Origin of the sequence: Microbacterium pratiae, assembly GCF_047302165.1 — a bacterium.
Classification (GTDB): Bacteria; Actinomycetota; Actinomycetes; order Actinomycetales; family Microbacteriaceae; genus Microbacterium.
The window spans coordinates 2458629-2478523 of the sequence record NZ_CP154843.1 but is presented as its reverse complement, the minus strand read 5'-3'; the positions used below and the strand labels follow the sequence as shown (position 1 = coordinate 2478523).

17 protein-coding genes are annotated in these 19895 nt (G+C 69.4%); 14 read left to right on the top strand and 3 right to left on the bottom strand.

Going from position 1 to position 19895, the window contains the following annotated elements; translation table 11 throughout:
* The first annotated feature begins 78 nt into the window (after positions 1-78).
* From gcvT to gcvP, 3 genes are read left to right on the top strand one after another with little or no spacing between them, the layout of a single operon-like run.
* Positions 79-1194, top strand: coding sequence for a glycine cleavage system aminomethyltransferase GcvT (gene gcvT, locus AA0Y20_RS11755; protein ID WP_412939379.1), 1116 nt, complete (start codon positions 79-81; stop codon positions 1192-1194).
* Entirely contained in the window at positions 1191-1574 is a 384-nt protein-coding gene (gene gcvH, locus AA0Y20_RS11750) for a glycine cleavage system protein GcvH (RefSeq protein ID WP_412939378.1), read from the top strand. Before gcvT ends, gcvH begins: the two co-directional genes overlap by 4 nt.
* A complete protein-coding gene (gene gcvP / locus AA0Y20_RS11745; protein WP_412939377.1) occupies positions 1571-4450 on the top strand; it encodes an aminomethyl-transferring glycine dehydrogenase in 2880 nt (959 codons plus the stop codon). Before gcvH ends, gcvP begins: the two co-directional genes overlap by 4 nt.
* Before the next feature lie 97 nt (positions 4451-4547).
* On the opposite strand, the gene AA0Y20_RS11740 is transcribed toward gcvP, so the two are convergent.
* Positions 4548-5303 (bottom strand): CPBP family intramembrane glutamic endopeptidase, encoded by a 756-nt coding sequence (locus AA0Y20_RS11740; RefSeq protein ID WP_412939376.1) that lies wholly within the window; start codon positions 5301-5303, stop codon positions 4548-4550.
* A 215-nt stretch (positions 5304-5518) separates the two neighbouring features.
* Here AA0Y20_RS11740 and AA0Y20_RS11735 point away from each other — a divergent pair, with 215 nt between their 5' ends.
* The 3 genes from AA0Y20_RS11735 to AA0Y20_RS11725 all read left to right on the top strand — a co-directional run bounded on the left by AA0Y20_RS11735 (position 5519) and on the right by AA0Y20_RS11725 (position 10052).
* Positions 5519-7321 carry an ABC transporter family substrate-binding protein gene (locus AA0Y20_RS11735; protein WP_412939375.1) on the top strand — a complete coding sequence of 601 codons (1803 nt, stop codon included), beginning with the start codon at positions 5519-5521 and terminating at the stop codon, positions 7319-7321.
* Between the two features lie 141 nt (positions 7322-7462).
* On the top strand, positions 7463-9007 hold the full coding sequence (locus AA0Y20_RS11730; RefSeq protein WP_412939760.1) for an ABC transporter permease: 1545 nt from the start codon (positions 7463-7465) through the stop codon (positions 9005-9007).
* A gap of 34 nt (positions 9008-9041) precedes the next feature.
* On the top strand, positions 9042-10052 hold the full coding sequence (locus AA0Y20_RS11725) for an ABC transporter permease (protein ID WP_412939374.1): 1011 nt from the start codon (positions 9042-9044) through the stop codon (positions 10050-10052).
* A gap of 14 nt (positions 10053-10066) precedes the next feature.
* On the opposite strand, the gene AA0Y20_RS11720 is transcribed toward AA0Y20_RS11725, so the two are convergent.
* Positions 10067-10675, bottom strand: coding sequence for a PH domain-containing protein (locus tag AA0Y20_RS11720; RefSeq protein WP_412939373.1), 609 nt, complete (start codon positions 10673-10675; stop codon positions 10067-10069).
* A 62-nt stretch (positions 10676-10737) separates the two neighbouring features.
* Here AA0Y20_RS11720 and AA0Y20_RS11715 point away from each other — a divergent pair, with 62 nt between their 5' ends.
* Both AA0Y20_RS11715 and typA read left to right on the top strand, forming a co-directional pair.
* On the top strand, positions 10738-12477 hold the full coding sequence (locus AA0Y20_RS11715; protein WP_412939372.1) for a dipeptide ABC transporter ATP-binding protein: 1740 nt from the start codon (positions 10738-10740) through the stop codon (positions 12475-12477).
* A gap of 108 nt (positions 12478-12585) precedes the next feature.
* Positions 12586-14499, top strand: a complete 1914-nt coding sequence (gene typA / locus AA0Y20_RS11710; protein ID WP_412939371.1) for a translational GTPase TypA — start codon at positions 12586-12588, stop codon at positions 14497-14499.
* Between the two features lie 84 nt (positions 14500-14583).
* On the opposite strand, the gene AA0Y20_RS11705 is transcribed toward typA, so the two are convergent.
* Positions 14584-14925 (bottom strand): DUF2200 domain-containing protein, encoded by a 342-nt coding sequence (locus AA0Y20_RS11705; RefSeq protein WP_412939370.1) that lies wholly within the window; start codon positions 14923-14925, stop codon positions 14584-14586.
* A gap of 49 nt (positions 14926-14974) precedes the next feature.
* Between AA0Y20_RS11705 and AA0Y20_RS11700 the strand changes: the two genes are divergently transcribed.
* The 6 genes from AA0Y20_RS11700 (at position 14975) to AA0Y20_RS11675 (ending at position 19255) form a co-directional block, all read left to right on the top strand.
* Positions 14975-15700: an AzlC family ABC transporter permease gene (locus AA0Y20_RS11700; RefSeq protein ID WP_412939369.1), complete on the top strand. Its 726-nt coding sequence runs from the start codon at positions 14975-14977 to the stop codon at positions 15698-15700.
* Positions 15697-16011 (top strand): AzlD domain-containing protein, encoded by a 315-nt coding sequence (locus AA0Y20_RS11695; RefSeq protein ID WP_412939368.1) that lies wholly within the window; start codon positions 15697-15699, stop codon positions 16009-16011. Before AA0Y20_RS11700 ends, AA0Y20_RS11695 begins: the two co-directional genes overlap by 4 nt.
* 9 nt (positions 16012-16020) lie before the next feature.
* Entirely contained in the window at positions 16021-16422 is a 402-nt protein-coding gene (locus tag AA0Y20_RS11690) for a histidinol dehydrogenase (protein ID WP_412939367.1), read from the top strand.
* Positions 16423-16431: 9 nt separating this feature from the next.
* The gene (gene fdxA, locus AA0Y20_RS11685; protein ID WP_094261453.1) at positions 16432-16758 is read left to right on the top strand and encodes a ferredoxin; all 327 of its coding nucleotides are present in this window, start codon (positions 16432-16434) and stop codon (positions 16756-16758) included.
* The gene (gene dapC, locus AA0Y20_RS11680; protein ID WP_412939366.1) at positions 16755-17861 is read left to right on the top strand and encodes a succinyldiaminopimelate transaminase; all 1107 of its coding nucleotides are present in this window, start codon (positions 16755-16757) and stop codon (positions 17859-17861) included. Before fdxA ends, dapC begins: the two co-directional genes overlap by 4 nt.
* Positions 17862-17962: 101 nt before the next feature.
* The gene (locus AA0Y20_RS11675; protein WP_412939365.1) at positions 17963-19255 is read left to right on the top strand and encodes a citrate synthase; all 1293 of its coding nucleotides are present in this window, start codon (positions 17963-17965) and stop codon (positions 19253-19255) included.
* The last annotated feature ends 640 nt before the right edge of the window (positions 19256-19895 follow it).

Below are 19895 nucleotides of genomic sequence, written 5' to 3'. Positions count from 1 at the left end.
AAACTCTCAGGCCCAAGACAGAGGGGGAGTTCCGGGTGCCGCAGCCGTGGCAGCCGCCCGCCCGCAACGGGAGAACTCATGTCAGATCCCCGCTCCACCGTCCTGCATCATCGTCACGCTGCGCTCGGCGCTTCCTTCACCGACTTCGGCGGCTGGCTCATGCCCGTCCGCTACACGTCCGACCTCGCCGAGCACCACGCCGTCCGCACTGCCGCCGGCCTGTTTGACATCTCGCACATGGCCGAGTTCGAGGTCACCGGGTCGGTCGCCGGCGAATGCCTCGACGTCGCACTCGCGGGCACCGTCTCGGCGATGCCGGTCGGCAAGGCCAAGTACTCGCTCGTCCTCGCGGCCGACGGCGGCATCGTCGACGACGTCATCGTGTACCGCCTCGGCGGCGAGCGCTTCCTGATCATCGCGAACGCGGGCAACCGTGCCGAGGTCTGGGAAGCCCTTGAACAGCGCGCCGAGGGGTGGGACGTCGAGGTGCGCGACCTCACCGACGAGTACGCGCTCCTGGCCGTCCAGGGGCCGGCGGCGCTGTCGGTGCTCGAGGCCACTCCTGGCCTGACGACGACCGGCGTCGCGCTGGCCGACACGAAGTACTACGCGTGGGCCTCCGGTGAGTTCGCAGGCGAGCCCCTGCTCCTCGCGCGCACCGGCTACACCGGTGAGGACGGCTTCGAGCTGATGGTCCCGATCGGCGCGGCCGAGGCGCTCTGGGACGCGCTGCTGGCCGCGGGTGCGCCCCACGGGCTCGTCCCGGCCGGGCTCGCCTCACGCGACACGCTCCGACTCGAAGCCGGGATGCCGCTGTACGGGCACGAGCTCTTGCGGGCCGTCACCCCCGCGCAGGCCGGCCTCGGCCGAGTCGTCGCGATGGACAAGCCGGAGTTCGTCGGGCGCGAGGCGCTGTCGTCTCGCGCCGCCGACGCCGACGCACGGGTCCTCGTCGGCCTTGTCTCGGCCGGGCGTCGCGCCGGCCGAGCGGGCTACGCCGTGCTCGGCCCCGACGGCGAGCGCGTCGGGGAGGTCACGAGCGGCGCGCTGAGCCCGACGCTGGGGCATCCGATCGCGATGGCCTACGTCGCCCCCGAACACGCCGCGCCGGGCACCGAGCTCGGGCTCGATGTGCGCGGCACCCGCATTCCCGCCACCGTCACCACGCTGCCGTTCTACCGGAGGAAGAAATGACCGATCTCGCCGCCCTGAAGTACACCGCCGAGCACGAGTGGGTCGACCTCTCGGGCACCACCGCGACCGTCGGCATCACCGACTACGCCGCCGAGAAGCTGGGCGACGTCGTGTTCGTCGACCTCCCCGCTGTCGGAACCGCCGTGACCGCCGACGCCGTCTGCGGCGAGATCGAGTCGACGAAGTCGGTCGGCGAGCTCTACGCGCCGCTCAGCGGAACGATCGTGGAGATCAACGAGGCCGTCGTTGACGACCCATCGCTCGTCAACGCCGGGCCGTTCGGCGAGGGCTGGCTCGTCCGCATCGAGATCGATCCCGCCGACGCGGACGCTCTGCTCGACCGCGCCGCTTACGTCGAGCTCACCGGCGGGGACCGATGACCTCGGCTTTCGCCGCCCGTCACATCGGCACCGACGGCACCGCCCAGCAGCGGATGCTGGACGTCCTCGGCTACCCCGACGTCGATGCGTTGCTCGCGCGAGCCGTGCCCGCGGCGATCCAGGTCGACGCGCTTCCCGACAGCGTCATCCCGCCCGCGGCCGCGGAGCACGAGGCCCTCGCAGAGCTGCGCGAGCTGGCATCGCGCAACCGGGTGGCGCGGTCCATGATCGGGCTGGGGTACTACGACACGTTCACCCCTGCCGTGATCCAGCGGAACGTGCTCGAGAACCCCTCCTGGTACACCGCGTACACGCCCTACCAGCCCGAGATCTCGCAGGGTCGGCTCGAGGCGCTCATCAACTTCCAGACCATGGTCACCGACCTCACGGGTCTCGCCACGGCGAACGCGTCGATGCTCGACGAGGCCACGGCGGTCGTCGAGGGCATGCTCGTGGCCCGACGTGCCTCGAAGTCGCGCAGCGACGTGTTCCTCGTCGACGCCGATGCGCTCCCGCAGACCAAGGCCCTGCTCCGACACCGTGCCGAGGCGCTCGGCATCGAGCTGCGCGAGGTCGATTTCGCCGGCGACCCGGACGCCGCTCGCTCCGACGACCCGGTCTTCGGCGCGTTCGTGCAGTACCCCGGCGCCTCCGGTCGCGTGTGGGATCCCAGCGCGATCATCGGCGAGGTGCAGGCGGCGGGGGGTCTCGTCGTCGTCGCCGCGGATCTCCTCGCGCTGACGCTGCTCCGTTCGCCCGGGTCGCTCGGAGCCGATGTGGCCGTCGGGACGACTCAGCGGTTCGGCGTGCCGATGGGCTTCGGTGGACCGCACGCCGGCTATATGGCGGTACGCGCCGGTCTCGAGCGCCAGCTGCCCGGTCGTCTCGTCGGCGTCTCGGTCGACGCGGCGGGAGCCCCCGCATACCGGCTGTCGCTGCAGACCCGCGAGCAGCACATCCGACGGGAGAAGGCGACCTCGAACATCTGCACCGCCCAGGTGCTGCTGGCGGTCATGGCCTCGATGTACGCCGTCTACCACGGCCCCGACGGACTGCGCGGCATCGCTCAGGCGGCGGCCGGCCACGCGGCGCTGCTCGCCGAGTGGCTGACGGATGCCGGCGCCGAGGTCGCGCACCAGCACTTCTTCGACACCCTGACCGTCCGGGTACCGGGTCGGGCCGCCGCGGTCGTCGCGGCCGCACGCGAGCTCGGCTACCAGCTCTGGCACCGCGACGGCGACACGGTCGGCGTCTCGGTCGACGAGACGACGACCACGACCGACCTGCACCGGATCGCGCAGGCGTTCGGCGGACCCGACCAGCGCGCGTTCGCCTTCGTCGCCGGTCGGGCGTGGCCGGAGCGGCACGCGCTGCCCGGACTGCTGCGCGAGGACGAGTACCTCACGCATCCGGTCTTCAACAGCCACCACTCCGAGACGGCGATGATGCGCTACCTCAAGCGCCTCGCCGACCGCGACTACGCGCTCGACCGTGGGATGATCCCGCTCGGCTCGTGCACGATGAAGCTGAACGCCGCGACCGAGATGGCCGCCGTGACGTGGCCGGAGTTCGCGCGTGTGCATCCGTTCGCGCCCGCGGACGACGTCCGGGGATACCTCGAGCTCGTCGACCAGCTCGAGTCCTGGCTCGCCGAGGTGACCGGCTACGACGCCGTCTCGCTGCAGCCCAACGCCGGTTCGCAGGGCGAGCTCGCGGGGCTCCTCGCGATCCGCGGGTACCACCGGTCGCGCGGCGACCTCGATCGAACCGTCTGCCTCATCCCGTCGTCGGCGCACGGCACGAACGCCGCGTCGGCCGTGCTGGCGGGGATGCGCGTCGTCGTCGTGGCCTGCGACGAGGCGGGCAACGTCGACCTCGACGACCTGCGCGCGAAGATCGAGCAGCATGCCGCGGCCCTGTCGGCGTTGATGATCACCTATCCGTCGACCCATGGGGTGTACGAGCACGAGGTGCTCGCCATCACCGAGGCCGTGCACGATGCCGGCGGCCAGGTGTACGTCGACGGCGCGAACCTCAACGCGCTCCTCGGTTTCGCGCGCTTCGGCGACCTCGGCGGCGACGTCTCGCACCTCAACCTGCACAAGACGTTCGCGATCCCGCACGGCGGCGGCGGCCCGGGCGTCGGTCCCGTGGCCGCGAAGGCGCACCTCGCGCCCTTCCTCCCGTCGCATCCGTTCGCGCAGCGCGCGGAGCATGCGGGCGGTCTCGTCTTCGACGGCGGCCCGATCTCTGCGGCGCCCTTCGGCTCGGCATCCATCCTCCCGATCTCGTGGGCGTACGTTCGGATGCTGGGTGCTCGCGGTCTCCGCGCGGCGACGGGCGCAGCGGTGCTGGCGGCGAACTACGTCGCGGTGCGTCTGCGCGAGCACTACCCGGTGCTGTACGCGGGGGAAGGCGGACTCGTCGCGCACGAGTGCATCCTCGACCTCCGCCCGCTGCGCGAGCGCACCGGTGTCACGGTCGACGACGTCGCGAAGCGGCTGATCGACTACGGGTTCCACGCGCCGACGATGTCGTTCCCGGTGGCGGGCACGCTCATGGTCGAGCCGACCGAGTCGGAGGACCTCGCCGAGATCGACCGCTTCATCGAGGCGATGATCGCCATCCGTGCCGAAGCCGACCGCGTCGCGGCGGGGGAGTGGCCCGCCGACGACAACCCGCTCGTCGGTGCCCCGCACACGGCGGAGGCGGCGGTCGCGTCGGAGTGGTCGCACGCCTACACGCGCGAGGAAGCGGTCTACCCCGTCCGGTCGCTCGTTCGCGGCAAGTACTGGCCCCCGGTGCGACGCATCGACCAGGCCTACGGCGATCGCAATCTCGTGTGCGCCTGCCCGCCGCCGGAGGCATTCGCCTGACGCCGTCCGGCGTTGCGAGAACGCACCCTCTCGCCGAGCACGCACCATCTACCGTGCGTGCTCGGCGCAGGGTTACGTTCTCGGCGACCGCGGTGTCTCAGAAGACGCCGGGCCACCATGCCGCGGCGAGCGGGTAGCCGATGAAGGCGATGACGTCGATCACGACGTGCGCGATCACCAGCGGCATGACCCGACCCCAGCGGTGGTACACCCACCCGAACACCACGCCCATGGCGACGTTGCCGAAGATCGGACCGACGCCCTGATACGCGTGGTACATCCCGCGCAGGGCGGCGGTCGACAGGATGATGGCCCACGTGCTCCACCCGAGACGGCGGAGCCGGTCGAAGAGGTACCCGATGAAGATGACCTCTTCGGTGAGACCTGCGCGCAGCGCGGCGAGAGCGAGCAGCAGGATGGCGGTCCACCCGCCGTCGAGGGGCGCGGCGCCGACCTGGACGGTGATCCCGAGCGCACGCCCGAGAGCGTAGAGCCCGAGTCCCGGTACTCCGACGAGAGCGACGAGCAGGATGCCGGCACCGGCATCCCTCCCGAACATCCGGAAATCCAATCCGATGCGGCGCAGCGCCGAACGGCCGGGCTCCCAGAGGAAATAGATCGCCAACGCGACGGGTGCGAGGTTGAAGAGGTTCGAGGAGACCTGCGAGACGACCGACCAGGGGTCCACGGTCGCCGCGCCGGGATTCAGCGACGTCGACTGATCCCCGAGACTCACGGGGCTCGTCACCGCCTGCAGGAAGGACAGGGCGGAGAAGAACGCCGACCGACCGACCGAGAGCGCCAGGACGATGGCGATCTCCCACCACAGTCGGGTCCGTGACACGTGCGTCATCTGTCCTCCTCGAGCCGCGGAAGCGGCGGATGCCAGGTCTGGCGGCGCCCGCCCGTGCAAACTGCTTCGATGATCGCGCGTCCGGTTAAGGATATGTAACGTTTACCCAACCAGTTTTGACCAACGTCTGACCGCTACTTATCGTCTTGGTATCCGCGGCGGTCGATCGTTAACCGGTCTGCCCACCCGCACCCATCCCTTGCACAGGAGGAAATGTGTCTGGAAACACCCGGCGTTCACGCGCCATCACGGCAGGGGCGGGTGTCGCGATCGCGGCTCTGGCGCTTGCCGGCTGCACCACAGCACCCAACGATGACAACGCCGACTCGGGCGGCGGCGACGGCGGCACGATCACGATCGCCACGACCAACGCCTTCACGTCGTTCAACGGCGACACCCCCGAGGCGAACCTCGACACCAACGGGATGGTCGGCTACCTGACCGGTGTGAGCGGCGGACTGGGCCTGGGTGGTTTCCAGCGTCTCGACGCCGACTACAGCGTCATCCCTAACACCGACTTCGGCACCTACGAGACCGTGTCCGAAGACCCGCTGACGGTGAAGTACACCATCAACGAGGGTCTCACGTGGTCCGACGGCGAGCCGATCAACGCCGACGACATGCTCGTCAACTGGGCGATCTCGTCGGGCTACTACGACGACGCCGTCCTCGACCCCGCCACGGGTGAGGTCACCAACGGCGGCACGCAGTACTTCAGCCTCGCAGGCAGCACCGCGGGTCTCGACACCACGTCGTTCCCCGAGATCGGCGACGACAACATGTCGATGACGATCACGTACGGCACGCCGTTCGTCGACTACGAGCTCGTCAACCCGATCGGCAAGCCGGCTCACGTCCTCGCCGAGAAGGCAGGCGTCTCCGAGGCCGACTTCATCGAGCTGCTCAAGACACTGCCCGAGGGCAACGTCGACGCTCCCGCGGCTCCGAACGAGACCCTGAAGGCCGCGGCCGACTTCTGGAACACGGGCTACAACGTCACGGCCATGCCGACCGACGAGAGCCTGCTGGTCGCGAGCGGCCCGTTCATCGTCACGGACTTCGTTCCCGAGTCGAGCATCACGCTCGGCAAGAACCCGGAGTACAAGGGCGAGATGAGCCCCGACTACGACCAGCTCGTGATCCGCTTCATCGGCGACTCGAACGCTCAGGTCACCGCTCTGCAGAACGGCGAGGTCCAGGCGATCCAGCCGCAGCCGTCCGCCGACACGCTGACGGCACTCGAGAACGCCAACGCGACCGTCCACACGGGTGACCAGCTCGCGTACGACCACCTCGACCTGAGCTTTGGCGGCGTCTTCGCCGACTCGAACGTTCGTGAGGCGTTCCTCAAGACGATCCCGCGTCAGCAGATCCTCGAGTCGATCGTCACGCCGGTCAACCCCGAGGCCGAGGTCCTGAACTCGCAGATCTTCCTGCCCACCGACGGTGCTCAGTACGAGACGGCCGTCGCGGCGAGCGGATACGACGCGTTCACCGAGCCCGACATCGAGGGCGCCAAGGCGCTGCTCGCCGGTGCGACCCCGACCGTGCGCATCCTCTACAACACCAACAACCCGAACCGTGTCGACTCGTTCCGTGCGATCCAGCAGTCGGCTCAGGAGGCAGGCTTCGTGATCGAGGACGCCGGCTCGCCCGACTGGGGCTCGCTCCTCGGCAGCGGCAGCTACGACGCGTCGATCTTCGGTTGGGTCTCGCCGGGTGCCGGTAACGCCGCGCTCCCGCAGATCTTCAAGACCAACGGTGGTGGAAACTACAACAACTACTCCAACACCACGGTCGACGGCCTCGTCGACGAGAGCCAGGTGACGGTTGACGCCGATCGCCTCGCCGAGATCAAGGTCGAGATCGACACCGAGACCGCGAAGGACTTCTACGGTCTGCCGCTGTTCCAGTCGCCGGGCCTGTTCGCCGACAACGGTACGGTCACGGGCGTGACCTACTTCGGCGGCCAGACCGGAATCGTCTGGAACGCGCAGGAGTGGAAGCTCGCGGGCTGACAGCTGAACGGCTGACACCCGGTTAACCTGGAGGGCGCCGGAGTCGACATGGCTCCGGCGCCCCGCCATGTCCGCTACCGCGGACACCATCATCCGCCGCGCTACCGCGCGGCGACCACCAACAGAAGGAAGATCCCCGCGATGGTCGGATTCGTCCTCAGGCGTATCGCCGTCTCGATCCTGGTCCTGCTCGCAGCGTCGTTCATCATGTACGTGCTGTCCGCCAACGCCGGCGACCCCCTGCAGGACCTCCGCGAGTCGAGCGCCCCGAACCGAGACCAGCTGATCGCGGCCCGCGTCGCCGCTCTCGACCTCGACACGCCGGTGCCGCTGCGATACTTCCTCTGGCTCGGGGGAGCGGCGCAGTGCCTCATCCCCTTCGCGGGATCTTGCGACCTGGGAACGACGATCTCCAACGCCAAGGTCCTCGACATCCTCCCCACCGCGATGATCTCCACCGTGCAGCTCGTCACGGTGTCGCTGATCGTCGCGATCCTCCTCGGCATCGCGGTCGGCATCATCACGGCCCTCCGCCAGTACAGCGGTTTCGACTTCTCGGTCACGCTGCTCAGCTTCTTCCTCTACTCGCTGCCTTCGTTCCTCATCGCCGTCCTCCTGAAGGAGTTCGTCGCGCTGGGCTTCAACGACTTCCTGCAGTCCGAGACGAACATCCCGATCGGCGTGATCATCGCCATCACGGTCGTCAGTGCCTTCGTGTGGCAGGCGGCCGTCGGAGGCGCGCTGAAGCGACGGCTGGTCACCGCCGGCATCTCGGGAGCCGCGACCGCAGCGCTCCTGGTCTACTTCGACCTCACGAACTGGTTCCGCAACCCCGGCTTCGGCCCCGTCGGCATCCTGCTGCTCACGGTGGGCGTCGCCGTCCTCACCACGGCCCTCGTGGCCGGACTCGAGAACCGCCGCGCGCTCATCGTCGCCGGTGTGAACGGCCTCATCGGCTACATCTGCTACTTCGCGCTTCAGGGCCTGCTCGACATCTCGTCGTTCGGCACGCTGGTGATCCTGGCCTTGGCCGCCGTCGCGGTCGGCCTGCTGACCGGCTGGCTCCTCGGCGGTCCGGACCGCGGCCAGGCGATGCGCATCGGCGTCATCGTCGCGGTGCTCGTCGGCGCGTTCATCGTGCTCGACCGCTTCATGCAGTCCTGGCCGCAGTACACCTCGAACCCGCGGATCAACAACCGCCCGATCGCCACCGTGGGCGCTTCGACCCCCGGCTTCACGGGCGATGTCTGGCTCACGGGTATCGACACGTTCACCCACCTGCTGCTGCCGACGATCGCGCTGCTCCTCATCTCCTTCGCCGGCTACACCCGCTACGCACGTTCCGGTCTGCTCGAGGTGATGGGTCAGGACTACATCCGCACGGCTCGCGCGAAGGGCCTGTCGGAGCGGACCGTCGTCATGCGGCACGCGCTCCGGAACATGCTGATCCCGATCGCCACGCTCGTCGCCACCGACGTCGGCGCGCTGCTCGGCGGCGCGGTCATCACCGAGCGCGTCTTCGCCATCAGCGGCATGGGATCGCTGTTCGTCTCCTCGCTGCAGCGCATCGACGTGAACCCGATCATGGGGTACTTCCTCGTCATCGCCTTCACCGCGATCCTGTTCAACTTCCTCGCGGACCTCGCCTACGCGGCGCTGGATCCCCGCGTCCGGGTCGCCGCGTGAGCGCCTCGACCCCTCGTAACCCGGAGGACATCCGATGAGCCAGATGATGCCCGAGCCCGTCGAGGCTCCCGCCGCAGCGCCGACCGCCGACGACACCGTCGGCGTCAGCCAGGGGCGCCTGATCCTGCGGCGCTTCCTCGCGAACAAGGTGGCGGTCGTGTCCGGCATCCTGTTCCTGATCGTCGTCGCCTTCTCCATGAGCGCGATCGGGATCGGCCCGATCCCCGGCTGGTGGAAGCACGACTACACGACGCTGAGTCCCGCGACGGCGGGCGGCGCGCCGACCCTCTCGGTCGTTCCCGAATGGCTGGGCGGCGAGGGCATCCACCTCGGCGAGCACCCCTTCGGTCAGAGCCGCATCGGCATCGACTACTTCGCGATGACGATGCGCGGCGTGCAGAACTCGGTCATCGTGATGCTCGTCATCGGCCTCGGCGGCACGATCATCGGCACCGTCATCGGTGCCGTGGCGGGGTACTACCGCGGCATCGTCGACTCGATCCTCATGCGCATCACCGACGTCTTCATCGTGATCCCCGCCCTCGTCATCGGCGCGATCGTCGGTCGCGCGACCGGCGGCCTCGGCGTCTGGCTGCTTGCGGCCTTCCTCGCCCTCGTGTCGTGGATGGTGATCGCGCGTCTCGTGCGCGCCGAGTTCCTGAGCCTCCGCGAGCGCGAGTTCGTCGAGGCGGCCCGTGTCGCGGGCGCCAGCGACATCCGCATCATCTTCAAGCACATCCTGCCGAACGCGATCGGCGTCGTCATCGTCGCGGCGACGCTCCTGGCTGCCGCCGCCATCCTTCTCGAGACGGCGTTGAGCTACCTGCAGCTCGGCGTGCGCCCGCCGGACGTGTCGCTCGGGCTGATCATCTCCGACAACCAGTCGGCGTTCCAGACCCGTCCGTGGCTCTTCTGGTGGCCTGCGACGTTCATCGTGCTGCTGGCGCTGCTCGTCAACTTCGTCGGCGACGGTCTGCGCGATGCGTTCGACCCCCGGCAGAAGCGGTTCTCGCGCCGCCGCACCAAGGAGCGGGCATCCTCGTGATGCGCCCCGCGACGTCAGAGCAGGAGCACGCCGCCGATGAGAGCCGTGGCTCCCAGCACCACGGCGAGTATCGCGCCGGTGCGGGGCGTTCGCTGGACGGAGAGCTGATCGGCGCGGCCCGGCTCGATGACGCCGCTGTCGCGCAGCCGCTCCCATCGGCCGCGGACGAGTTCGGCGGCACGGCCGGAGTCGGTGCCGGGGAGGTCGCCCGGACGGATGCCCTCGCCGGCGCCGAGTCGGTCGAGGCGTCGCTTCTCGGAACGCGTCGCCCGGAAAGCGGTCAGCTGGCCGGGGGCGGGAGCTCCCGTAGCACGGATGCGTCGTGCCGGCGTGTGCAGGGTCAGCGCGTAGGCCGTGTCGACATGGATCAGTGCGCCCCACGGGATGCGATGCTCGACCAGAACGTTGTCGACCTGCACGCCCGCCTCGTCCACGCGGATGCACGGCGCCCACAGCAGGGCCCAGACCAGGGCCGCGCCGCCGGCAGCCGCCACCGGGACGCCCGCCAGCAGCGGGAGAGCGCCCGGGCTGAACAGCGCGGCCGCCGCAGCGGCGCCGAGCGCCGTCCACAGCAGGATGCTGAGCACCTTGTTGAACGTGGACCGGAACGTGACCGCCTGCATCCGCTTATTCTTTCATCCGTTGCCGCCGCGCCCCGGCGGACCGAGCCGCGAAGGATCGCGTCATGAGCACTCCCACCGACACCACCGTCCCCGCCCTGGAGATGGTCGACGTCAGCGTCGACTTCGCCGTCGACGGCTACTGGGTTCCCGCCGCCAAGCACCTCGACTACTCGATCTCGCGTGGTCAGGTGGTCGCTGTCGTCGGTGAGTCCGGGTCGGGCAAGAGCGCGAGCTCGATGGCCATCCTCGACCTCCTGCCCATCAACAGCCGAGTTCGGGGCACGATCAAGGTCAACGGCCGCGATGTCACGAACCTGAGCCCGCGGCAGCTGCGCCAGCTTCGCGGCTCGGAGGTCGCCGCGATCTTCCAGGAGCCGATGACGGCGCTGAACCCGGTGCTCACGGTGGGCTTCCAGATCATCGAAGCCATCCGCGCGCACACGTCGAAGAGCCCCAGCGAGGCCAAGGCGCGCGCGCTCGAGCTCCTCGGCATGGTCGGTCTGCCCGACCCCGAGAAGGCTTTCGCCTCTTACCCGCACCAGCTTTCGGGCGGCCAGCGCCAGCGTGCCATGATCGCGCAGGCGATCTGCCTCGACCCTGCTCTTCTCATCGCCGACGAGCCCACGACGGCTCTCGACGTCACGGTGCAGGCCGAGATCCTCGATCTGCTGCGCGACCTGCGCGACCGGCTCCAGTCGGCCGTGCTGCTCATCACCCACGACATGGGCGTCGTCGCCGACCTCGCCGACTGGATCGTCGTGATGAAGGACGGCGAGGTCGTCGAGCAGGGGAGCGTCTCGCAGGTGCTCGGAGACCCGCAGGCGGCCTACACGCGCGAGCTGCTCGCCGCCGTTCCGCGCCTCGGTCAGGGCGGCGAGGGTGACGAGACGGTCGACGTCGTCGAGGCGCTGGCCAGCGTCGTCGAGGAGCACACGCCCGCCGTCGCGATCGATCCGGCTGCCGCGCCGCGCATCGAGGCCCCCGTTCTGTCGCTCGAGAACGTGTCGATCGAGTACGGCAAGCGTGGTCGCGTCGCGGCCTTCCGCGCTGTCGACGACGTGTCTCTCGACATCGCGGAAGGCGAGATCGTCGGACTCGTCGGCGAATCGGGCTCCGGCAAGTCGACGATCGGCCGGGCGGCGATCGGCCTGCAGCCGATCGCCGAGGGAAAGCTCGTCGTCGACGGCATCGACATCAGCGGCGGCGACCGCAAGATCATCCGGTCGCTGCGCCGCAAAGTCGGCATCGTGTTCCAGGACCCCTCGTCGTCGCTCAACCCGCGCCTTCCGATCGGCGAGAGCATCGGCGAACCCATGCTGCTGGCAGGGGAGGCGAAGGGCTCAGCGCTCGACAAGCGGGTCGAGACCCTGCTCGACGACGTGCGCCTGCCGCGCTCGTACCGCAACCGGTACCCGCACGAGCTGTCGGGCGGTCAGAAGCAGCGCGTCGGCATCGCCCGAGCGCTCGCCCTGAAGCCGCGCCTGCTCGTGGCGGATGAGCCGACGAGCGCTCTCGACGTCTCGGTCCAGGCACGCGTGCTCGAGCTGCTGAGCGAGCTGCAGGAGGAGTACCACTTCGCCTGCCTGTTCATCAGCCACGACCTCGCGGTCGTCGACGCAATGGCCGACCGCATCGTCGTGCTCTACCACGGCCAGATCGCCGAGCAGGGCACGCGGGACGAGATCCTCCGCGCGCCGAAGGAGGCGTACACCCAGCGTCTCATCGCGGCCATCCCGGTGCCCGATCCCGCTGAGCAGGCCGCCCGGCGCGCGATCCGGCGACAGATCCTCGACGCATCCTGAGGTCCCGTCCCGGACCTCTCGCAGGCGCCCCGCGAACTCGCAGGGCGCCTGCGTTAAACTGTCCCGTCGGCATCCCGGCGTTTTCCCTTCATCCTGAGGACCCTCTTCATGGCGCACGCCCTTCGTCCTGACCTCCGCAACGTCGCGATCGTCGCGCACGTCGACCACGGCAAGACGACGCTCGTCGATGCCATGCTCCGCCAGACCGGCTCGTTCGGAGACCACGCGCACGTCGAGGAACGTGCCATGGACTCCAACGATCTCGAGCGCGAGAAGGGCATCACGATCCTCGCGAAGAACACGGCGATCACCTACAACGGCATCCACAGCGACGTGCCCGTGACGATCAACGTCATCGACACTCCGGGTCACGCCGACTTCGGCGGCGAGGTCGAGCGCGGGTTGTCGATGGTCGACGGCGTCGTGCTGCTCGTCGACGCATCCGAGGGCCCGCTCCCGCAGACGCGCTTCGTGCTGCGCAAGGCGCTCGAGGCGAAGCTCCCCGTCATCCTGCTCGTCAACAAGACCGACCGTCCCGACGCCCGCATCGCCGAGGTCGAGGAAGAGGCGCACGATCTGCTCCTCGGTCTGGCCGGCGATCTCGCCGACGACGTCCCCGATCTCGACGTCGACGCGCTGCTCGATGTCCCCGTGGTCTACGCGTCGGGTCGCGCCGGCGCCGCCTCGCGCAACCGTCCCGGCAACGGCGAGCTGCCCGACAACGACGACCTCGAGCCGCTGTTCGAGGCGATCCTCGAGCACGTCCCGGCTCCCTCCTACGACGACGAGGCTCCGCTGCAGGCGTGGGTCACGAACCTCGACTCGAGCCCGTTCCTCGGTCGCCTCGCCCTGCTGCGTGTCTTCAACGGCACGCTCAAGAAGGGCCAGACCGTCGCCTGGGTGCGTGCCGACGGCACCACGAGCAATGCGCGCGTCACCGAGCTCTTGAAGACCCGGGCGCTCGAGCGCTTCCCGGCCGAGGACGCCGGCCCCGGTGACATCGTCGCGATCGCGGGCTTCCCCGACATCACGATCGGCGAGACCATCGCCGACCCCGACGACGTCCGGCCGCTCAAGGCGATCACGGTCGACGACCCCGCCATTTCGATGACGATCGGCACGAACACCTCGCCGCTCATGGGCAAGGTCAAGGGCCACAAGCTGACGGCGCGCATGGTGAAGGACCGGCTCGACCGCGAGCTCATCGGCAACGTCTCGCTCAAGGTCGTCGACATCGGACGTCCCGACGCGTGGGAGGTTCAGGGACGCGGCGAGCTCGCCCTGGCGATCCTCGTCGAGAACATGCGCCGCGAGGGCTTCGAGCTCACGGTCGGCAAGCCGCAGGTCGTCACCAAGCGCGGCGAGGACGGCAAGCTGAAGGAGCCGTTCGAGCACCTCACCATCGACGCGCCCGAAGAGCACCTCGGTGCGATCACGCAGCTCATGGCCGCACGCAAGGGCCGCATGGACGGCATGTCGAACCACGGCACCGGGTGGGTGCGCATGGAGTTCGTCGTCCCCTCCCGCGGCCTGATCGGTTTCCGCAGCGAGTTCCTGACGATCACGCGCGGCACCGGCATCGCCAACGCGATCTCGCACGGCTACGACGACTGGGCGGGCTCGATCACAACTCGCCAGAACGGCTCGATCGTCGCTGACCGCTCGGGCGTCGTGACCCCCTTCGCGATGATCGCCCTGCAGGAGCGCATGAGCTTCTTCGTGCAGCCCACCGAAGAGGTCTACGAGGGCATGGTCATCGGCGAGAACTCGCGCGCCGACGACATGGACGTCAACATCACCAAGGAGAAGAAGCTCACGAACATGCGTTCGTCGACCTCCGACTCCTTCGAGTCGATGACGCCCCCGCGCGTGCTCACGCTGGAGGAGTCGCTCGAGTTCGCCCGTGACGACGAATGCGTCGAGGTCACGCCCGAGAAGGTGCGCATCCGCAAGGTCGTGCTCGCGGCGACCGACCGCGCCCGCGCCACTGCTCGCCTCAAGCGTCAGGACGCCAACGCCTGATCTCGGGTTCAGCCTGCAACACCCGCGACCCCGGAGTGCCGTTCACGGCCTCCGGGGTCGCGGCGTCGGTGCCCAGGGCAGCGCTCAGCCCCGCAGAATGCGCGACATCTGCTTGCCGCGCGCAACCTCGTCGACCAACTTGTCGAGGTAACGGATCCGCTGCATCAGCGGGTCGTCGATCTCTTCGACCCGGATGCCGCAGATGAGGCCGGTGATCTTCGTGGCCTCGGGGTTCAGATGCGCCGCGGCGAAGAAGTCCTCGAACGTCGTCCCGGTGGCCAGATGGGTCTCGAGCTCTGATTGCGAGAAGCCCGTGAGCCAGCGCGTCACCTCGTCGACGTCGGCGCGCGTCCGGCCTTTCCGCTCCGCCTTGGCCACGTAGTGGACGTAGACCGACGCGACACTCATCGTGAACACGCGACTCATTCCGTCAGGGTATCCGGCGTCGGCAGGACGGGTCGATAACATCGGAGCGATGGAGCAGGATGCCGCGACACGGCGCGCGTGGCGCGATGGGATCGGCGTGGCGGTGGCGACGAGCGCTTACGGCGTGTCGTTCGGGGCGCTGGGCGTCGCCGCGGGCCTCGACGTCTGGCAGACGTGCGTGCTGAGCCTCCTGATGTTCACGGGCGGCTCGCAGTTCGCCTTCGTCGGAGTCATCGCGACCGGCGGGTGGGCGGCCCTTCCCGCGGCGATCGCCTCCGCGGCGCTTCTGGGCGTGCGCAACGTGGCCTACGGTCTCCGCATGGCGCCGATCGTCGGCGGGAGCATCGGTCGGCGGCTGAGCGCGTTCCCGTTCACGATCGACGAGTCGACGGCCGTCGCCCTCGCGCAGTCCGGCGCCCGCGCACGGCGGATCGGCTTCTGGGTGACCGGGGTGGGCATCTACGTCGGATGGAACCTCTTCACCCTTCTCGGAGCCCTGCTCGGCGACATCCTCGGCGATCCGCGTGCCTACGGCCTCGACGCGGCCGCGGCGGCGGCGTTCCTCGCGCTGCTGTGGCCCCGCCTCCGCCGGCTCGAGGCGGTCGTCGTCGGGGTGGCCGCCGGTGTCGTCGCCGGCGTAGCGACGCCCCTCACGATGCCCGGCATTCCCGTGCTCATCGCCGGCGTCGTGGCCATCGTGGTCGCGGCCGTCCTGCCGGGCCGCCGATCGCCCGGCGCGGAGGCCGAGCTGTCGAAGGCGGGGGAGGCGCCATGACCCCGTGGACCGGCATCCTCGTGGCGTCGATCATCTGCGTCGCACTGAAGGCCCTGGGCTATCTGCTCCCGCCGCGGTGGTTCGACGGCGACCGCGCGCAGCGCATCATCGATCAACTGACGATTGCTCTGCTGTCGGCGCTCGTCGTCGTTCAGACGATCGGCGCCGGCACCGCGATCGTCGTCGATGCGCGCGTCCCGGCGGTCGCTGCTGCTGCTGTCCTGCTCGCGCTGCGCGCGCCGTTCCTCGTCGTCGTGGCCGCGGCGGCCCTCGTGGCGGCGGCGCTCCGCGCGTGGGGGTGGGCCGCCTAGACTGGGCCGGTGACTCAGACATGGTCCCGCGTGGCGGGGTGGCTCGTCGCGGCGATCGCGGGAGCCGTCTACGGCGTCGCCGGGACCATCACTCAGGCGTATGTGTGGGGCGTCCTTCCCGTCGGGTTGATCGTCGCCATCGCGGGCGTGACGGGCCTCGTCGCCGGACTGCGACTGCTCACGAGCGACCGGTGGGCCGCGCTGTCGTGCGGGCTCGGCGCCCTCATCGCCACCATCGTCTTCTCCGGCCGCGGGCCGGGCGGTTCGGTCGTCGTCCCGGCTCCGCCGGAAGGGCAGCTGAGCACGGGCCTCATCTGGACGTTCGCGCTGCCGGTCATGGTCGCCGTCGTCGTCGGTTGGCCCTCGTTCGCGGGGGCGCGCCCGGCGGCCGCCCGCGATCGCACGAACTAGACTCGTCGTGTGACTTATGTGATCGCCCTCCCGTGCGTGGACGTGAAGGACCGCGCGTGCATCGACGAGTGCCCCGTGGACTGCATCTACGAGGGCGAGCGCTCGCTCTACATCCACCCGGACGAGTGCGTCGACTGCGGCGCGTGCGAGCCGGTGTGCCCCGTCGAGGCGATCTACTACGAAGACGACCTTCCCGCCGAGTGGCAGGACTACTACACCGCGAACGTCGAGTTCTTCGACGATCTCGGGTCTCCGGGAGGCGCCGCGAAGGTCGGTGTCATCGCGAAGGACCACCCCCTCGTGGCCGCGCTGCCGCCGCAGGGGGAGGGGCATTGAGCGTCCACGACCTCGCTGACTACCCCTGGGACGCGGTCGCGCCGTACGCCGAGAAGGCGCGCCGCCACCCCGACGGGATCGTCGACCTGTCGATCGGTTCGCCGGTCGACCCGACGCCCGAGGTCGTGGCGCAGGCCCTGCGCGCCGCCACCGACGCGCACGCCTACCCGCAGACCGTCGGCACACCGGCGCTGCGCGAGGCGATCGTCGACTGGTACGAGCGTCGCCGCGGCGTCGCCGGGCTGACCCCCGCCAATGTCCTCCCGACCATCGGGTCGAAAGAGCTCGTGGCACTGCTGCCCCTCCTGCTGGGCCTGGGAGCGGGGGATGTCGTCGTCCACCCGCGCGCCGCATACCCGACCTACGAGGTGGGAGCGCGCCTGGTCGGTGCGACGCCGGTGGCCGCAGACGACCACGTGGACTTCCCGGAGGGCACGCGGCTGGTGTGGGTGAACTCGCCCGGCAACCCCGACGGGCGCGTGCTGGATGTCGCGGAGCTGCGGGGGATCGTCGCCCGCGCGCGCGAGCTCGGCGCCGTCGTGGTCTCGGACGAGTGCTACGCCGAGCTGGGCTGGGACGGCCCCTGGGCCCAGCAGACGGTGCCCAGCATCCTCGACCCGCGCGTGAGCGACGGTGACGTCTCGGGCCTGCTCTCGGTGTACTCGCTGAGCAAGCAGTCGAATCTCGCAGGGTATCGAGCCGCGTTCCTCGCCGGAGACGCGACGATCGTGGCCGCGCTGCTCACGGCTCGGAAGCATCTGGGGCTCATGCTTCCGCTTCCCGTCCAGCAGGCGATGGTCGCCGCGCTCCACGACGACGAGCATGTCGCGCGCCAGAAGGACCTGTACCGCCGCCGCCGCGACGTCTTGCGTCCGGCACTCGAACGCGCGGGGTTCCGGATCGATCACAGCGAGGCCGGACTCTATCTCTGGGCCACCGCGGGCGAGGACGCCTGGCAGACCCTCGGTCGGCTGGCCGAGCGCGGCATCCTCGCGGGCCCGGGGCACTTCTATGGGACGCACTTCCCGCAGCACGTGCGCTTCTCCCTCACGGCGTCGCAGGAGCGGATCGAAGCCGCCGCGGCACGCCTCTCGGATTCGTAGGGTTTCTCCTACCGATCCGCTGATCCTTTGGCGTCGTACGGAGTAGGCCCGCGCGCCCGATAGGCTGTAGAGACCGCACCGGACGATCGCAAGGAGGCTTCGTGGACGACACGGGCACCCCGCAGAAGGCCACCGTCACCATCGGTGACCGCACCGCAGAATTGCCGGTGCTGCATGGAACCGACGGAGTTCCGAGCGTCGACTTCTCGACGTTCACGAAGCAGACGGGCCACACGAGCCTCGACTACGGATTCGTCAACACCGCGGCGACGCGGTCTGCCATCACCTACATCGACGGCGATCAGGGCATCCTGCGCTATCGCGGTTACCCGATCGAGCAGATCGCCAAGCACTCGACGTACCTCGAGGTGGCCTGGCTTCTGCTCTACGGCGACCTGCCGACGGCCGACGAGCTCGCCGACTTCGACGACCGCATCCGTCGTCACACGCTCCTGCACGAAGACCTCAAGCGCTTCTTCTCCTCGCTGCCGCACACCGCGCACCCGATGTCGGTGCTGTCGGCGGCGACGGCAGCCCTGTCGACGTACTACGAGGACCAGTCCGACCCCAACAACCCCGAGCACGTCGAGCTGAACACCATCCGACTGCTCGCGAAGCTTCCGGTTATCGCGGCGTACGCGCACAAGAAGAGCGTCGGGCAGGCCTTCCTGTATCCCGACAACTCGCTGAGCTTCGTCGACAACTTCCTGCGCCTGAACTTCGGCGTGCTGGCAGAGACCTACGAGGTCAACCCCGTCGTCTCGCGAGCCCTCGAGCGCCTCCTCATCCTTCATGAGGACCACGAGCAGAACGCCTCGACCTCGACGGTGCGTCTGGTCGGCTCGACCGGTGCGAACCAGTTCTCGTCGATCTCGGCGGGCATCAACGCGCTCTACGGGCCGCTTCACGGCGGCGCGAACGAGGCCGTGCTCGACATGCTCGCGCGCATCCGCGACTCCGGCGAAAGCGTCGAGCGGTTCGTCGCACGCGTGAAGAACAAGGAAGACGGCGTGAAGCTCATGGGCTTCGGGCACCGGGTCTATAAGAACTACGACCCCCGTGCGAAGCTCGTCAAGGAATCGGCCGACGAGGTGCTGAACGAGCTCGGCGTCGTCGACCCGCTCCTCGACCTCGCGAAGGAGCTCGAGGAGATCGCTCTCAGCGACGACTACTTCCGCGAGCGCCGCCTGTACCCGAACGTCGACTTCTACACGGGCGTCATCTACAAGGCGATGGGTTTCCCGACCCGCATGTTCACCCCGCTGTTCGCGATCGGGCGTCTCCCCGGCTGGCTCGCCCACTGGCGCGAGATGCAGAACGATCCGCAGACCAAGATCGGGCGCCCGCAGCAGCTGTACATCGGCTCGGCGGAACGGGACTACCCCACGTCCTGAGCTGAGCCGTTCGGCTCAACTCGGCCGAACGGCTGTGCCGGCCAGTTGCTCGGCCCGCGCCGACGGCTGATCCGGGCTGCCGAGCCGGGCTGAGTGCTGGCCCGCGCAGGCGGCTGATCACTTCGTCTGCGTACGGTCTCCGTGACGCCGCGCTGTGCGGGGCGGAGCTCGTGTTGCGCCGTGTCTCCGGCCGGATCCTCGTCCCGTCGACAGGCTCCCCGCCCCTTTGCCGCGTCCTGGGTGGTCCGATCGGTGGTTCAGCCTGTTGGCGGGACATCGGCGGCCCGGCAGCTGCGGCTGGGGCGACCCTGCTGCATGTGTCGGCGGCATCCCCGTCATCCTGTCCCGTCGACAGGCTGGCTGCCCCTTCGCGGCGTCCTGGGCGGTCCGGTCGGTGGTTCAGCCTGTTGGCGGGACGCGGCGGCCCGGCAGGTGCGGCTGGGGCGTTGCGGCGGCATGTGTCGGCGGCAGGCCCGCCGCCCTGTCCCGTCGACAGGCTGGATGGGTTGAACCACTGCCCGCCGGGGCGCCTGACGCGTGTGAGCCTGTCGACGGCACGGCACGGCACGGCACGGCACGGCACGGCACGGCACGGCACGGGACGGGACGGACCTCGGGCAGGGAAGCCCGGGACGGCGAG

Bases quoted from the DNA above. Each gene is read 5' to 3' on its own strand.
- gcvT (WP_412939379.1), top strand. From the start codon at position 79: ATGTCAGATCCCCGCTCCACCGTCCTGCATCATCGTCACGCTGCGCTC.
- gcvH (WP_412939378.1), top strand. From the start codon at position 1,191: ATGACCGATCTCGCCGCCCTGAAGTACACCGCCGAGCACGAGTGGGTC.
- gcvP (WP_412939377.1), top strand. From the start codon at position 1,571: ATGACCTCGGCTTTCGCCGCCCGTCACATCGGCACCGACGGCACCGCC.
- AA0Y20_RS11740 (WP_412939376.1), bottom strand. From the start codon at position 5,303: ATGACGCACGTGTCACGGACCCGACTGTGGTGGGAGATCGCCATCGTC.
- AA0Y20_RS11730 (WP_412939760.1), top strand. From the start codon at position 7,463: ATGGTCGGATTCGTCCTCAGGCGTATCGCCGTCTCGATCCTGGTCCTG.
- AA0Y20_RS11725 (WP_412939374.1), top strand. From the start codon at position 9,042: ATGAGCCAGATGATGCCCGAGCCCGTCGAGGCTCCCGCCGCAGCGCCG.
- AA0Y20_RS11720 (WP_412939373.1), bottom strand. From the start codon at position 10,675: ATGCAGGCGGTCACGTTCCGGTCCACGTTCAACAAGGTGCTCAGCATC.
- AA0Y20_RS11715 (WP_412939372.1), top strand. From the start codon at position 10,738: ATGAGCACTCCCACCGACACCACCGTCCCCGCCCTGGAGATGGTCGAC.
- typA (WP_412939371.1), top strand. From the start codon at position 12,586: ATGGCGCACGCCCTTCGTCCTGACCTCCGCAACGTCGCGATCGTCGCG.
- AA0Y20_RS11705 (WP_412939370.1), bottom strand. From the start codon at position 14,925: ATGAGTCGCGTGTTCACGATGAGTGTCGCGTCGGTCTACGTCCACTAC.
- AA0Y20_RS11700 (WP_412939369.1), top strand. From the start codon at position 14,975: ATGGAGCAGGATGCCGCGACACGGCGCGCGTGGCGCGATGGGATCGGC.
- AA0Y20_RS11695 (WP_412939368.1), top strand. From the start codon at position 15,697: ATGACCCCGTGGACCGGCATCCTCGTGGCGTCGATCATCTGCGTCGCA.